The 13196-nt window shown below is 67.6% G+C and carries 14 protein-coding genes; 11 read left to right on the forward strand and 3 right to left on the reverse strand.

Annotated elements, in window-relative coordinates; translation table 11 throughout:
* Positions 1-220: 220 nt before the first annotated feature.
* Genes ACSQ9I_RS16145 through ACSQ9I_RS16170 form a run of 6 tightly spaced genes read left to right on the forward strand, consistent with a single transcriptional unit; the run spans position 221 to position 3643 of the window.
* Positions 221-787, forward strand: coding sequence for an RNA polymerase sigma factor (locus ACSQ9I_RS16145; RefSeq protein WP_436313757.1), 567 nt, complete (start codon positions 221-223; stop codon positions 785-787).
* Entirely contained in the window at positions 784-1209 is a 426-nt protein-coding gene (locus ACSQ9I_RS16150) for a DUF3619 family protein (RefSeq protein ID WP_436313758.1), read from the forward strand. Before ACSQ9I_RS16145 ends, ACSQ9I_RS16150 begins: the two co-directional genes overlap by 4 nt.
* Before the next feature lie 37 nt (positions 1210-1246).
* Entirely contained in the window at positions 1247-2041 is a 795-nt protein-coding gene (locus ACSQ9I_RS16155; protein WP_436313759.1) for a DUF3106 domain-containing protein, read from the forward strand.
* A 12-nt stretch (positions 2042-2053) separates the two neighbouring features.
* Complete coding sequence (locus tag ACSQ9I_RS16160; RefSeq protein ID WP_436313760.1) at positions 2054-2617, forward strand: RDD family protein; 564 nt, start codon at positions 2054-2056, stop codon at positions 2615-2617.
* A complete protein-coding gene (locus ACSQ9I_RS16165; RefSeq protein ID WP_093108835.1) occupies positions 2614-3012 on the forward strand; it encodes a diacylglycerol kinase in 399 nt (132 codons plus the stop codon). Before ACSQ9I_RS16160 ends, ACSQ9I_RS16165 begins: the two co-directional genes overlap by 4 nt.
* 40 nt (positions 3013-3052) lie before the next feature.
* Complete coding sequence (locus ACSQ9I_RS16170; protein WP_436313761.1) at positions 3053-3643, forward strand: TIGR00730 family Rossman fold protein; 591 nt, start codon at positions 3053-3055, stop codon at positions 3641-3643.
* 5 nt (positions 3644-3648) lie between these two features.
* On the opposite strand, the gene ACSQ9I_RS16175 is transcribed toward ACSQ9I_RS16170, so the two are convergent.
* Positions 3649-3987, reverse strand: coding sequence for a P-II family nitrogen regulator (locus ACSQ9I_RS16175; protein ID WP_093108837.1), 339 nt, complete (start codon positions 3985-3987; stop codon positions 3649-3651).
* A gap of 248 nt (positions 3988-4235) precedes the next feature.
* On the opposite strand from ACSQ9I_RS16175, the gene ACSQ9I_RS16180 reads away from it, so the two are divergent.
* Complete coding sequence (locus ACSQ9I_RS16180) at positions 4236-5171, forward strand: DMT family transporter (protein WP_436304215.1); 936 nt, start codon at positions 4236-4238, stop codon at positions 5169-5171.
* A gap of 10 nt (positions 5172-5181) precedes the next feature.
* Entirely contained in the window at positions 5182-6411 is a 1230-nt protein-coding gene (locus ACSQ9I_RS16185; protein ID WP_436313762.1) for a GNAT family N-acetyltransferase, read from the forward strand.
* 25 nt (positions 6412-6436) lie between these two features.
* On the opposite strand, the gene ACSQ9I_RS16190 is transcribed toward ACSQ9I_RS16185, so the two are convergent.
* Complete coding sequence (locus tag ACSQ9I_RS16190; protein WP_436313763.1) at positions 6437-7372, reverse strand: LysR family transcriptional regulator; 936 nt, start codon at positions 7370-7372, stop codon at positions 6437-6439.
* 114 nt (positions 7373-7486) lie between these two features.
* On the opposite strand from ACSQ9I_RS16190, the gene ACSQ9I_RS16195 reads away from it, so the two are divergent.
* Both ACSQ9I_RS16195 and ACSQ9I_RS16200 read left to right on the forward strand, forming a co-directional pair.
* The gene (locus ACSQ9I_RS16195) at positions 7487-8920 is read left to right on the forward strand and encodes a M20 family metallopeptidase (RefSeq protein ID WP_436313764.1); all 1434 of its coding nucleotides are present in this window, start codon (positions 7487-7489) and stop codon (positions 8918-8920) included.
* The gene (locus ACSQ9I_RS16200; protein WP_436313765.1) at positions 8917-9888 is read left to right on the forward strand and encodes a Bug family tripartite tricarboxylate transporter substrate binding protein; all 972 of its coding nucleotides are present in this window, start codon (positions 8917-8919) and stop codon (positions 9886-9888) included. The genes ACSQ9I_RS16195 and ACSQ9I_RS16200 overlap by 4 nt, the downstream gene beginning before the upstream one ends.
* Before the next feature lie 19 nt (positions 9889-9907).
* Here the strand turns inward: ACSQ9I_RS16200 and ppa are convergent, their stop codons facing one another.
* On the reverse strand, positions 9908-10435 hold the full coding sequence (gene ppa / locus ACSQ9I_RS16205; RefSeq protein ID WP_093108843.1) for an inorganic diphosphatase: 528 nt from the start codon (positions 10433-10435) through the stop codon (positions 9908-9910).
* Positions 10436-10691: 256 nt separating this feature from the next.
* Here ppa and ACSQ9I_RS16210 point away from each other — a divergent pair, with 256 nt between their 5' ends.
* On the forward strand, positions 10692-13181 hold the full coding sequence (locus ACSQ9I_RS16210; protein ID WP_436313766.1) for a sodium-translocating pyrophosphatase: 2490 nt from the start codon (positions 10692-10694) through the stop codon (positions 13179-13181).
* Positions 13182-13196: the final 15 nt, after the last annotated feature.

The following is a 13196-nucleotide window of genomic DNA, read 5'->3' on the forward strand; positions in this document are numbered from 1 at the left end:
CGCGTCGAAACTTGAGGCCAAAGCCATGGGCGGACTTGTCGTACCGCCGGACCGTGACCCGTTTGCCTTTTGACTTGCAGCGCGGATTATGACACCGGACTGGCGGTCCCCGCGCGACGCATGGCTGCCACAGGGGCGCAGGCATAATCCGCGGCGACAAAAACCTCACGCGTCCCCGAGACACATCCCCACGCGGCGCCTTCCCGGCGCCAGACTCTCTTTGGCCACAGAACAAGAACTCTCCGATTTCCTGAAAAGCGTCGAACGCCGTGCTTTCAAGCGCTCGGTCTACCACGTGCGGGATGAGGAAGCGGCGCTCGACATCGTGCAGGACAGCATGATGAAGCTGGCCGAGCACTATGGCGACAAGCCGGCCAACGAGTTGCCGCTCCTGTTCCAGCGCATCCTCTCGAACTGCACCCTGGACTGGTTCCGCCGCCAGAAAACCCGCCGGGCGCTGTTCTCCAACCTGAGCGATTTCGAGGCGGTGGACGACAACGGCGACTTCGACCTGCTCGAACACTTCGTGATGCCGACGGACTCCCGGGAAAGCGAGAGCGCGGAGGACACCACCCGGCGGGCACAGATTTTTCATGCGATCGAGGAACAAATCGCCGCTTTGCCGGGTCGTCAACGTGAGGCCTTCCTGATGCGTTACTGGGAAGAAATGGACGTCGCCGAGACAGCCGCCGCCATGGGCTGTTCCGAAGGCAGCGTCAAGACCCACTGTTCGCGTGCTGTGCACGCCTTGAGCAAGGCGCTCAAGGCCAAGGGAATTTCGCTATGAGTACAACGTTTTCGCACACCCCTGAAGCGGCCGAGGAGGAATTCGGTCGCCGGGTGGCCGCTCGGCTTTCGGCCGGCAATCTCGAACTGCCGCACGAAATCGGTGAACGCCTGCGCGCCGCCCGCATGCAGGCCGTTGGGCGCCGCAAAGTGGTGCGGCAGCTCCGTACGGCACCGGCGGTCGTGGCCAATGGCGGCACGGCGACGCTCGGGGCCGGCTGGTGGACGCGCATCGGCTCGGTCGTCCCGCTGATCGCCCTCGTGGCGGGCCTCCTGGTCATCAGCGCGATGCAAGACGACAACCGCGCCAACGAGTTGGCAGAGCTCGATTCGGCCCTGCTGACCGACGATCTGCCACCCGCCGCTTACACGGATCCCGGTTTTGCCCAGTTTCTGAAGACCGAGGCCCCGTCCGAGCGCTGATCGCCTGCCCCGCATGCCGTATCGCCCTCTCTCCTGCGTGAAAGCGCTCCCCCTGCTGCGCCCGATCCCGTCGGGCGCAGTCGCCTGGGTGGGCGCCGCCTTGCTGCTCGCGGCCTCGGGCTTCGCTGCGCTCCCAGTCAAGGCGCAGGTCAAGGAAGCACCGCCGGCGGCCTCGGTACCGGCCTCGGTACCGGCCGCGAAACAAGTCGCCTCCAAGCCGCTGTGGCGCGACCTCACCGCTCGCCAGCAGCGCGCCCTGGCGCCGCTGGCCCCCCACTGGGACGGCCTGACCGAGCCCCACAAGCGCAAATGGCTGGCCTTGTCGCGCAACTACGCCGCGCTGCCACCCGCCGACCAGGAGATTCTGCACAGCCGCATGATCGAATGGGCCGCACTGAGCAACCACCAGCGAACGCAGGCAAGGTTCAATTTCGCCGAGGTCAAGCAGGTTCCGGTCGACGAGCGAAAGGCGAAGTGGGAGGCCTATCAGGCGCTCAGCGAGGAAGAAAAACGCAAGCTGGCCGAGCGCGCCACGCCCCGGCCGGGCGCCGCCGCGACGTTCCGGCCGGTGCCGCCCCAGAAGCTCGCGCCGTTTCCCGCAGTCGCGCCCGACGGCCAACACACGCCGCGAATCCAGCTGGCGCCGTCCACGCCGTTGCCCGTACGTCCGCAGCTCGTGGCCCCGGCGCCCGCTCCAGCTGCGGCTCCTGCCTTTCCGCCCGTTTCGGCCGAAGCCCAGATCCCGCCTCCTTCCTCGACGCCCTCGGCCGAAACATCCGCCTCTGCCGCGCCGCCGGTGCGCGCCACCGAGCAACCTTCCTCCGCGCCCTGACTCAAGGTGTCGATGGCTTCCAGTTCTCCCGAGGGGTCCGGCCCCGGCCGACCGCCTCTCGCCGAAGCTCCGATCGCACCCACCGCCCTGATCGCGCCCAGCCTGTGGCGCCGCATGGCCTGCTGGCTCTACGAGGGCATGCTGCTCTTCGCCGTCGTGTTCGTCGCCGGCTGGCTGTTCAGCACCCTCGGCCAGATGCGTGATGCGATGGATTCGCGCCGGCACCTGCTGCAGGCCTTCCTGTTCGTCGTGTTCGGCGTCTATTTCGTGTGGTTCTGGTCCAAAGGCCAGACGCTGGCCATGAAAACCTGGGGCATCCGCGTGGTGGACCGGCTCGGTCGACCGCTCACGCAGGGCCGCGCGCTGCTGCGCTACCTCTTGAGCTGGGTCTGGTTCCTGCCGCCGCTCGCCGCCATCGCGCCCTTCGACCTCGGCGGCGGCGAATCTTCCGTACTGATCTTCGGCTGGGTTATCGTCTGGGCCTTGCTCGCGCGCTTCCACCCCGAGCGCCAGTTCTGGCACGATGCCTGGGCCGGTACCCGCCTGATTCCCTCCAAGCCTCTCAGCCGCAGATGAGCGCCAACATCAACGACCCCGTCAATCCGCAGAAGTCGCGACGCGGCCTGGACCGCATCTGGCATGCCACCCTGATCTCGCTCGACGGCTTCCGCGCCGGCTGGGGCGAAGCCGCGTTCCGCCAGGAAGTCCTGTGCGCCATCGTCATGCTGCCGGCTGCGTTCTGGGTCGGCCACAGCTGGGTCGAGGTGTCGCTGCTTGCCGCGACCGTGATCCTGGTGCTGATCGTCGAGCTGCTCAACACCGGCATCGAAGCCGCCATCAACCGCGTGGGCCCGGAATGGCACTCCTTTTCCAAGAACGCCAAGGACCTGGGCAGCGCCGCGGTGCTGCTGTCGATCGTCCTGTGCTGCGGCGTCTGGGCGGCCGCGTTGTGGCAACGTTTCGCGACCTGAATGCAAGCTGAGCGTCATCCGATCGCGGCATGATCGGGGGATGACTCCTCGTTTCTCGATTTGTGTTTATTGCGGCTCGCGCCCCGGCGAGCGGACCGAGTTCGCGGCCGTGGCCCAAGCGGTCGGCCGCTGGATCGGCGAACGCGGCGGCCAACTGGTCTATGGCGGCGGCCGCACCGGCCTGATGGGCACGGTGGCGGAGGCCACGCGCACGGCGGGCGGCCGGGTGGTGGGCATCATTCCGAAGGCCCTGGTCGACAAGGAGCTCGCCAACCCACTGTGCGACGAGCTGCACGTCGTCGACACCATGCACGAGCGCAAGGCCATGATGGGCGAACGCGCCGACGCCTTCATCGCCCTGCCGGGCGGCATCGGCACTTTCGAGGAACTGTTCGAGATCTGGACTTGGCGCCAGCTCGGCTACCACGACAAGCCGGTCGGCATCCTGAACGTTGCGGACTATTACGCCGGCCTGCTCGAATTTCTTGCCCACAGCGTGCGCGAGGGCTTCATGGGCGAATGGCAGATGGGGTTGATACGAGCGGGCGGCGAAGCCCCGGCCCTGCTCGAAGCCCTGGTCGAGGAAGCGGGCCGCCATCCGCGTGGCGACAAGCTCGCCGAGATGCTCTGAGCGCCCTAGACGGCGGCTTCGTCCTCTTCGCCGGTGCGGATGCGTACCACGCGCTCCACATTGGTCACGAAGATCTTGCCGTCGCCGATCTTGCCCGTGCGGGCGGCGCTCACGATTGCGTCGACACAACGTTCGACATCGACCTCGTTGACCACCACTTCGACCTTCATCTTCGGCAGGAAGTCGACCACGTACTCCGCACCACGGTAGAGCTCGGTGTGCCCCTTCTGTCGGCCGAAGCCCTTGACCTCGGTCACGGTGAGCCCGGTGACGCCAACCTCGGCCAGGGCCTCGCGCACGTCGTCGAGCTTGAACGGTTTGACGATGGCGGTGATTTGCTTCATACGGTCTCTCTTCCGGCGGTTTCGTTGAACTTGCTGGTAGGGTAGCGCCAATCCGTAACCCGCAGCGACGATCTCGTCGATGCTCTCGGCGTCCTGCATGTAGCGTGCCAGGATGCCGTCGCATCGGGCGTCTTCGCGAGTTGCCGGCGAGGCCACCCGCTGCGAAATTATGTCATTCGCCTTCGGAAGCCATGGCTTGTCGAACGCATTCCACGCCCGGCGACTGGGACTGATACGCTCGGCGCTCGATGCGCTCAGGTTCTTCCGCCGGCTTTTTCGGCTCCTTCCTTCCCTGGCTCCAGGGCCAAGCCTACCCGCTGCTGGTATTCACCACGCTGATCTGGGGCGCCAACGCGGTGGCCGCCCGGCTCGCGGTGGGCGAGGTGTCGCCCATGATGCTGACCTTCTCGCGCTGGATCGTCTGCTGCATCGCGCTGGGCCTCAGTTCGCGCCGCCAGATCGCGGCCCACTGGCGCAGCCTGCTGCCCTCGTGGCGCTACATCACCCTCATGGGCACGGCGGGTTTCACCGGTTTCAATGCGCTGTTCTACGCCGCCGCCCATCACACGACGGCGATCAACATCGCGATCATCCAAGGCACCATCCCGGTGCTCGTGCTGGTGGGCAGCCTGTTCTTCTTCCGTACCCGGATCAGCTGGCTGCAGCTCGCAGGCGTGGTGCTCACCATCGCGGGCATCGCCGTGGTGGCTTCGCGCGGCCAACTGGCCTTGCTCGCGGACCTGGCCTTCAACATCGGCGACGTCTGGATGATCATCGCCAGCCTGCTCTATGCCGGCTACGCGCTTGGCCTGCGCCGCCGCCCGCAAGTGCCGGCCATCGTGTTCTTCGCCGCCACGGCGGCAGTGGCCTGTCTCGTCTCGGTGCCACTGGTCGCGGCAGAAATCGCGATGGGCGACTTCTTCATGCCGACGCCGAAGGGCGTGGCGCTGATCCTCTTCATCGGACTTCTGCCCTCCTTCATTTCGCAGATCAGCTTCATCCACGTAGTCGGCCTGATCGGTCCCGCGCGGGCCGGCGTCTTCCTCAACCTGGTGCCGATCTTCGGGCCGCTGCTGGCCGTCCTCGTGCTGGGCGAGGCGCTGTCGACCTATCACGCGGTGGCGCTGGCCCTGGTGCTCGGCGGCATCTACATTGCCGAAACCCTAGGCACACGCAAGCGTTGACGAGGCTCCTTTGACCAACCCTGTCATCCGCATTCACGGCGCGGCATCCGAGATCGATGCCGCGGCCTGGGACGACTTGCTGGCCACGCAGGCCGCGCCCTCCCCCTTCATGCGCCATGCCTACCTGGACGCCTTGCACCAGAGCGCCAGTGCCTCGGCCCGCAGCGGCTGGACGCCCCGCTTCGTCACGCTGTGGCGCGGACGGCAGCTGGCGGCCGCCTGCCCGCTCTACATCAAAGCGCATTCCTACGGCGAGTACGTGTTCGACTGGGCATGGGCCAATGCCTATGAGCAGCACGGGCTGGCCTACTATCCGAAGGCGGTCGTTGCCGTGCCCTTCACGCCGGTGCCGGGTGCGCGCCTGCTCGCGCGCGACGCCGGCAGCCGCGCCCTGCTGGTGCAGGCGCTCGTGGCTTGGTGCAAGGAAGAGGAGCTCTCGTCGCTGCACCTGTTGTTCGCCGCCGACGAGGACATCGCCGCCTGCGCCGATGCGGGCCTGATGCTCAGGCACACCGTCCAGTTCCACTGGAACAACATAGCCCCCACGCTCGGCACTGGCGTGTCCTCGCTGCCCCCCGAGGGGGCGCGTTCCGCCTTGGGGCGGCCCGGCGGCGAAACCGGCTGGAAGGATTTCGACGCCTTCCTCACCAGCCTCTCGCACGACAAGCGCAAGAAGATCCGGCAGGAGCGCCGCAAGGTGCACGATGCCGGCGTGAGCTTCCGCTGGTCGCGCGGCGCCGACATCGGCGACGCCGACTGGGACTTCTTCTACCGCTGCTATGCCCGCACCTACCGCGAGCACGGCAACCCGCCCTACCTGAGCCGCGACTTCTTCCACCGCATGGCCACGAAGCTGCCCGAAGCCTGGCTGCTCTTCGTCGCCGAGCGCGGGGGCCAGGCCATCGCCAGCAGCTTGATCGCGCTTTCGGACGATGCCTCGGTCGCCTACGGCCGCTACTGGGGCGCGCTCGAGCGTGTGGATTGCCTGCACTTCGAGGCCTGCTACTACCAGCCGCTCGCCTGGTGCATCGAACACGGCGTGCAGCGCTTCGAAGGCGGCGCGCAGGGCGAACACAAGATGGCGCGCGCGCTGCTGCCCGTGAAGACCACCAGCGCGCACTGGCTCGCCCATCCGGCCTTCGCCGACGCCGTGGAACGATTTCTCGAGCGCGAGGGCGAGGGCATCGAGAACTACATCGACCATCTCGGCGAACGCAGCCCGTTCCGCCATGCCGAATGAGTGCCGAGAGAACGGCCACTGCTATCTACATCTTCCGCGCTCGGCCCAGTCTGCGCCTGCCGCCGCCGGCGATGGCCGCGACCAGCTGCTGCACGAGCGCCCGCGCGAGCGGCGACAGCGTGCGGCCGTCGAGCGACAGCACCTGCAGGCGACGCTGGTGCATCTGCGGCTCCACGAAGGGCCGTGCAACCAGCGTGCCGTTCTCGATCAGGTGAACGGCCGTGAGATGGCCGGAGAGGACGATATCGGGCGCGCGCACCAGCGGCAGCAGCACCGATGAGAAATTGCTGACGAAGGCGGGCTCGTAGCTGAGCCCCTGCACGCTGCAACTCAGGTCGAACAACTGCCGCGCGGTGACGCCCTTGCTGCCCACGGCCAGCGGATGGCGCACCACCTCGGCCACGCTGACGGCGCGCTGGCGCGCCAGCGGATGGTCCGGGGACATCAGCGCGTACACCGGCGCGGGCGCCGAGTGCTCGATGCGGAAACCGCGCTCGGGCGCAACCGCGTACTTGAGTGCGATGTCCGCTTCGCCGCGCCCCAACAAGGCACTGACTTCGTCAGGCGCACCCACATGGAGCTGCAACTGGCTTTGCGCATGCGACGCACGAAAGCGGCGCATCACCTCGGGCATGAAACCCACCGCGAAGCCCTCGGTGCAAGCCACGCGGACGCGGCCCGCTTCCCGGCCGCCGATGCCGCGCACCTGCTCGACCACCTGCTCGGTGTCCATCAGCGTCGTTCGCAGATGGGCGGCCAGGCGCTCGCCGGCCTGCGTGAGCGCCATGCCTCGCGCCTTGCGCTCGAACAGCGCGGTCCCCAGCGAATCCTCGAGCTTCGCGATCTGCCGGCTCACGGCGGACGACGCGACATAAAGCCGAGCCGCCGCCTGGCTGACCGACCCGTGCAGCGCCACCTCCATGAAGTAGCGCATCGGGATGCTGAGGATCGAGGGTGTCATTGGCGTGTTCTCGAGCGTTGCCTTGAAGGCAATGGTAGCTTGCCAATTCGGTGGTTCACGCAATGCTGTTCAGGCCTTTTACTTGCATCCTCGCCATCACACGCATCCACGACCATGCAACGCATCGACTGTCTCTCCGCTGCCGCCGCCTACTTCGACGACGGCCGCTTCCTGGCCGACCTGCGGCGGCGCATCGCATTCCGAACCGAGAGCGACACCGGCGCCACGACGCCCGCGCTCGGCGCCTACCTGCGCGAGGAGATGAGCGCACCGCTCACGCGGCTCGGCTTCGCCTGCGAGCTGATCGACAACCCGGCGCCCGGCGGCGGACCCTTCCTGATTGCGCGCCGCATCGAGGGCGCCGAGCTCCCCACCGTGCTGACCTACGGCCATGGCGACGTCGTCAGCGGCCAGGACGCGCAATGGCGCGAAGGCCTCGGGCCGTGGACGCTGACGATCGAGGGCGAGCGCTGGTACGGACGCGGCACGGCCGACAACAAGGGGCAGCACACCATCAACCTCGGCGCGCTCGCACAGGTGCTGCGGGCACGCAACGGCCGGCTCGGCTACAACGTGACGCTGCTGCTCGAGATGGGCGAGGAGGCCGCGTCGCCCGGCCTGCATGAGGTCTGCAGGCAGCAGGCCGACAAGCTGCGCGCCGATCTGCTGATCGCCTGCGACGGGCCGCGCGTGAACGCCCGGCGCCCGACGCTGTTCCTCGGTTCGCGCGGCGCGGTCAACTTCAGCCTGCGGTTGCGCGCCCGGCCGCGCGGCTATCACTCCGGCAACTGGGGCGGCGTGCTCGCCAACCCGGCCACGGTGCTGAGCCATGCGGTGGCGACGCTGGTGGATGCCAAGGGCCGCATCCTGGTCGACGCGCTTCGGCCGCGAAGCATCCCGGATTCGGTACACCAAGCCCTGGCGGCCATCGAGATCGGCGGCGGCGCGGACGACCCCGCGCTGGATGCCGGCTGGGGCGAGCCCGGTCTGAACCCGGCCGAGCGGCTGATGGCCTGGAACACCATCGAGGTGCTCGCGCTCGGCGCGGGCTCGCCGCAGCGACCGGTCAATGCGATCCCCGGTGAAGCGGTGGCGCATTGCCAGCTGCGCTTCGTGGTGGGCACGCCCTGGCGCGAGCTCGCGTCGATCGTGCGTGCCCATCTCGACGCACATGGATTCGGGCAGGTCGAGGTGCAGGTCACGCTCGAAGGCGCCGCGACCCGTCTGGACCTCGACAACCCCTGGGTCGGCTGGGCTCAGCGCTCCATCGAGGCGAGCACGGGCCAGCGCCCCGACCTTCTGCCGAACCTCGCCGGCTCCTTGCCCAACGATGTCTTCGCCGACCTGCTGGGCCTGCCGACCTTGTGGGTGCCCCACTCCTACCCGGCCTGTGCACAGCATGCGCCCAACGAACACCTGCTTGCGCCACTCGCCCGCGAGGGCCTGCAGATCATGGCCGGCCTGTACTGGGATCTCGGCGATGCCGCCGCGAACACACCCTGGCAGGCTGGATCGATCGCTGCAACTTCCCATCAGAAAGCCGCATGAAGCAACTCGCCCAACTCCTTGCCGCCATCGCCTTCACCGCCGCTGCCGGCCTTGCGCAGGCCGCCGATGCCTGGCCTGCCAAGACCATCAAGCTGGTCGTGCCCTTCCCGCCCGGTGGCGGCACCGACATCGTGGCGCGCGCGCTGAGTCAGAAGCTGGCCGATCGGCTCGGCCAGCCGGTCGTCGTCGACAACAAGCCCGGCGCAGCGACCATCATCGGCGCCGACGCGGTCGCCAAGGCGCAGCCTGACGGCTACACGCTGCTGGTCTCGGGTTCTTCCACCTACAGCGTGAATGCAGCGCTGCGTGCGCGACTGCCCTACGACCCGCTGAAGGACCTGGCGCCGGTGGCGATCATCGCGAAAGCGCCGCTGGTGCTGGTGGTCAATGCGGCCTCGCCCTGGCACAGCGTGGCGGCACTCGCCGCTGCGGCCAAGGCCAAGCCCCAGGGCATCCGCTACGCCACCTTCGGCAGCGGCTCCGGCCCGCATCTGGCCGGCGAAATGTTCGCGATGGCAGCGGGCGTGAAGCTGCAGGACGTGCCTTACAAGGGCAGCAGCCAGAGCGCGATCGCATTGATCGGCGGCGAGATCGAGATGGGCATCGACACCGTGGCCGCCGTCGCGCCGCATGTGCGCTCGGGCAAGCTGCGCGCATTGGCCGTCGTGGGTACGACGCGTTCCAGCATGCTGCCGGACGTGCCCACCATGGCCGAGCTCAAGATGCCCGACGCCACCTTCGACGCCTGGTACGGACTGGCTGCGCCGGCCGGCACCCCAGCACCGGTGATCCAGAGGCTGGCGGCCGAGGTAAGCGCCACGATGGCTGACAAGGCGATTCAGGACCAGCTGCGCGCACAGGGCATGGAGCCCGTGATGATCGGCGCGGCCCCTTTCCGGAGCCTGATGGAATCGGAGATTTCGCGCTATCGCGCGCTGGCGCATCGGGCGGGGATCGCCGCCGAATGAGCGGCGGCCCTGCTCGCTCCTACTTCTTGTAGTTGGCGATGCCGTCCATGATTTCCTTCTTGGCGGCGTCGATGCCTTCCCAGCCCAGCACCTTGACCCACTTGCCGGCTTCCAGGTCCTTGTAGTGCTCGAAGAAGTGCGTGATGGCCTTCAGGCGCATCGGGTTCACGTCTTCGACCTTCTTCCAGTGGCTGTAGATCGGCAGCACCTTGTCGGTGGGCACGGCGAGCACCTTGCCGTCGACGCCGGCCTCGTCTTCCATCATCAGGATGCCGATCGGGCGGCACGGCACGACCACGCCCGGCACCAGCGCCCAAGGGGTGATGACCAGCACGTCGACCGGATCGCCGTCGCCCGAGAGCGTCTGCGGCACATAGCCGTAGTTGGTCGGGTAATGCATCGCGGTCGTCATGAAGCGGTCGACGAAGATCGCACCGGATTCCTTGTCGACTTCGTATTTGATCGGGTCGGCGTTCATCGGGATTTCGATGACGACGTTGAAGGCTTCGGGGGCGTCTTTGCCGGGGGAAACTTGGCCGAGGGACATAGATCTGTCTGGAGTAGTTGAAAGTGTTCGCGGGATGCGGACAAACCCGAAGTTTACTTTCCGTGTCACGGCCCGGTCGCACGAAACCCGGCATTTGCCTGTAAATTGGCCGCGTTGGCCAATCGGCCCCGGCTTTTTGCAAGGCATCGGGGCTTCGAGGAAGCAACGCGGCGGAAGCACTGACCCGTACGCGTTGCGCGCAGGGCTAAGTGCTTTCGTCTCCACAAGTCACAACGTACGAATGGAGAAGCAAGGCATGATCGGCAACACCCCTCTCGTCCTCGCCATCGTCTGCGGCCTCGTGGCCGTGGGCTATGGTTTCTGGGCGCGCAGCTGGATTCTTTCGAAAGACCCGGGCAACGCCCGAATGCAGGAGATCGCGGCCGCGATCCAGACCGGCGCCGCGGCCTACCTGGCCAAGCAGTACCGCACGATCGCCGTAGTCGGCATCGTGCTCGCGATCCTGATCGGGATCTTCCTCGATGCGACCACCGCGGCCGGCTTCGTGGTCGGCGCGCTGCTCTCGGGCGCCTGCGGCTTCATCGGCATGAACGTCTCGGTGCGCGCCAACGTGCGCACCGCGCAGGCCGCGACCCAGGGCATCGGCCCGGCGCTCGACGTCGCCTTCCGCGGCGGCGCCATCACCGGCATGCTGGTGGTGGGGCTGGGCCTGCTGGGCGTCACGATCTTCTACTGGTTCCTCGTGGGCAACGGCAACCTGACGCCGGACAAGAACCTCGCCAACCTGCTCAACCCGCTGATCGGCTTCGCCTTCGGCTCCTCGCTGATCTCGATCTTCGCGCGGCTGGGCGGCGGCATCTTCACCAAGGGCGCCGACGTCGGCGCCGACCTGGTGGGCAAGGTCGAGGCCGGCATTCCGGAGGACGACCCGCGCAACCCGGCGGTGATCGCCGACAACGTGGGCGACAACGTCGGCGACTGCGCCGGCATGGCGGCCGACCTGTTCGAGACCTATGCGGTGACGCTGATCGCGACCATGGTGCTGGGCGCGCTGATGGTGGCGGCGGCGCCGCTCAACGCCGTGCTGTACCCGCTGGCGCTCGGCGGCGTATCGATCATCGCGTCGATCATCGGCTGCTTCTTCGTCAAGGCCTCGCCGGGCATGGTCAACGTGATGCCGGCGCTCTACAAGGGGCTGGCGGTGGCGGGCGGCCTGTCGCTGATCGCGTTCTGGTTCGTGACGCAATGGCTCATCCCCGACAACGCGATCGCGGCCTCGGGCAGCCAGCTCAAGCTCTTCGGCGCCTGCTTCGTCGGCCTGGCACTCACGGCCGCACTGGTGTGGATCACAGAGTTCTATACCGGCACGCAGTACTCGCCGGTACGCCACATCGCACAGGCTTCGACCACCGGGCACGGCACCAACATCATCGCGGGCCTTGGCGTGTCGATGCGCTCCACCGCCTGGCCGGTGATCTGCGTCTGCATCGCGATCATGGCGTCCTATTGGCTCGCGGGCCTCTACGGCATCGCAGTGGCGGCCACGGCCATGCTCAGCATGGCCGGCATCGTGGTCGCGCTCGACGCCTACGGCCCGATCACCGACAACGCCGGCGGCATCGCCGAGATGTCGGAAATGCCGGCCAGCGTGCGCGACATCACCGACCCGCTGGACGCCGTGGGCAACACCACCAAGGCCGTGACCAAGGGCTACGCGATCGGCTCGGCCGGCCTGGCCGCGCTGGTGCTGTTCGCCGACTACACCCACAAGCTCGAGAGCTACGGGCAGGCCATCAGCTTCAACCTGAGCGACCCGATGGTGATCGTGGGCCTCTTCATCGGCGGCCTGATCCCCTATCTCTTCGGCGCCATGGCGATGGAGGCTGTGGGCCGCGCGGCCGGTTCGGTGGTCGAGGAAGTGCGCAGGCAGTTCCGTGAGATCCCCGGCATCATGGAAGGCACCGGCAAGCCGGAGTACGGCCGTGCCGTGAGCATGCTGACTGGTGCGGCCATCAAGGAAATGATGATCCCGAGCCTGCTGCCCGTGGTGGTGCCGATCGTGGTCGGCCTGCTGCTGGGTCCGAAGGCGCTGGGCGGTCTGCTGATGGGCACCATCGTCACCGGCCTGTTCGTCGCCATCTCGATGTGCACCGGCGGCGGCGCCTGGGACAACGCCAAGAAGTACATCGAGGACGGCAACCACGGCGGCAAGGGCTCCGAGGCGCACAAGGCCGCCGTCACCGGCGACACCGTGGGCGACCCCTACAAGGACACGGCCGGGCCGGCGGTGAACCCGCTGATCAAGATCATCAACATCGTGGCGCTCTTGATCGTGCCGCTGGTGGTCAAGTTCCACACCGGCGACGCGGCCGCGATGACAACGCCCGCTGCAACGCCTGCTCCGATCACCGCGCCTGCGCCGGCGCCCGCAACGGCACCGGCGGCCTCGGGTGACATGGGCGCCTCGATCAAGACCGACAACGGCGTGGTCAAGTTCTATTTCGCCACCGCCAGCGCCGAGGTGCCCGCAGGCTCGAGCGCCGCGCTGGCCGATATCGTCAAGGCGGTTCAAAGCGGCGGCCGCGTGCTCGTGAGCGGCTACCACGACGCCAGCGGTGATGCCGAAAAGAATGCCGAGCTCGCCAAGCAGCGTGCCCTGGCAGTGGGCGCCGCCCTCAGGCTGGCCGGCGTGGCCGACGACAAGGTGGAGCTTGCCAAGCCCGCGCAAACGCAGGCCGACGGGCCGCCGGCCGAAGCGCGGCGGGTTGAAGTGAAGCTTCGGTAAGGGGTACGCGGCGCG

It is taken from the genome of Variovorax sp. LjRoot84 (assembly GCF_964254305.1).
GTDB lineage: Bacteria > Pseudomonadota > Gammaproteobacteria > Burkholderiales > Burkholderiaceae_C > Variovorax.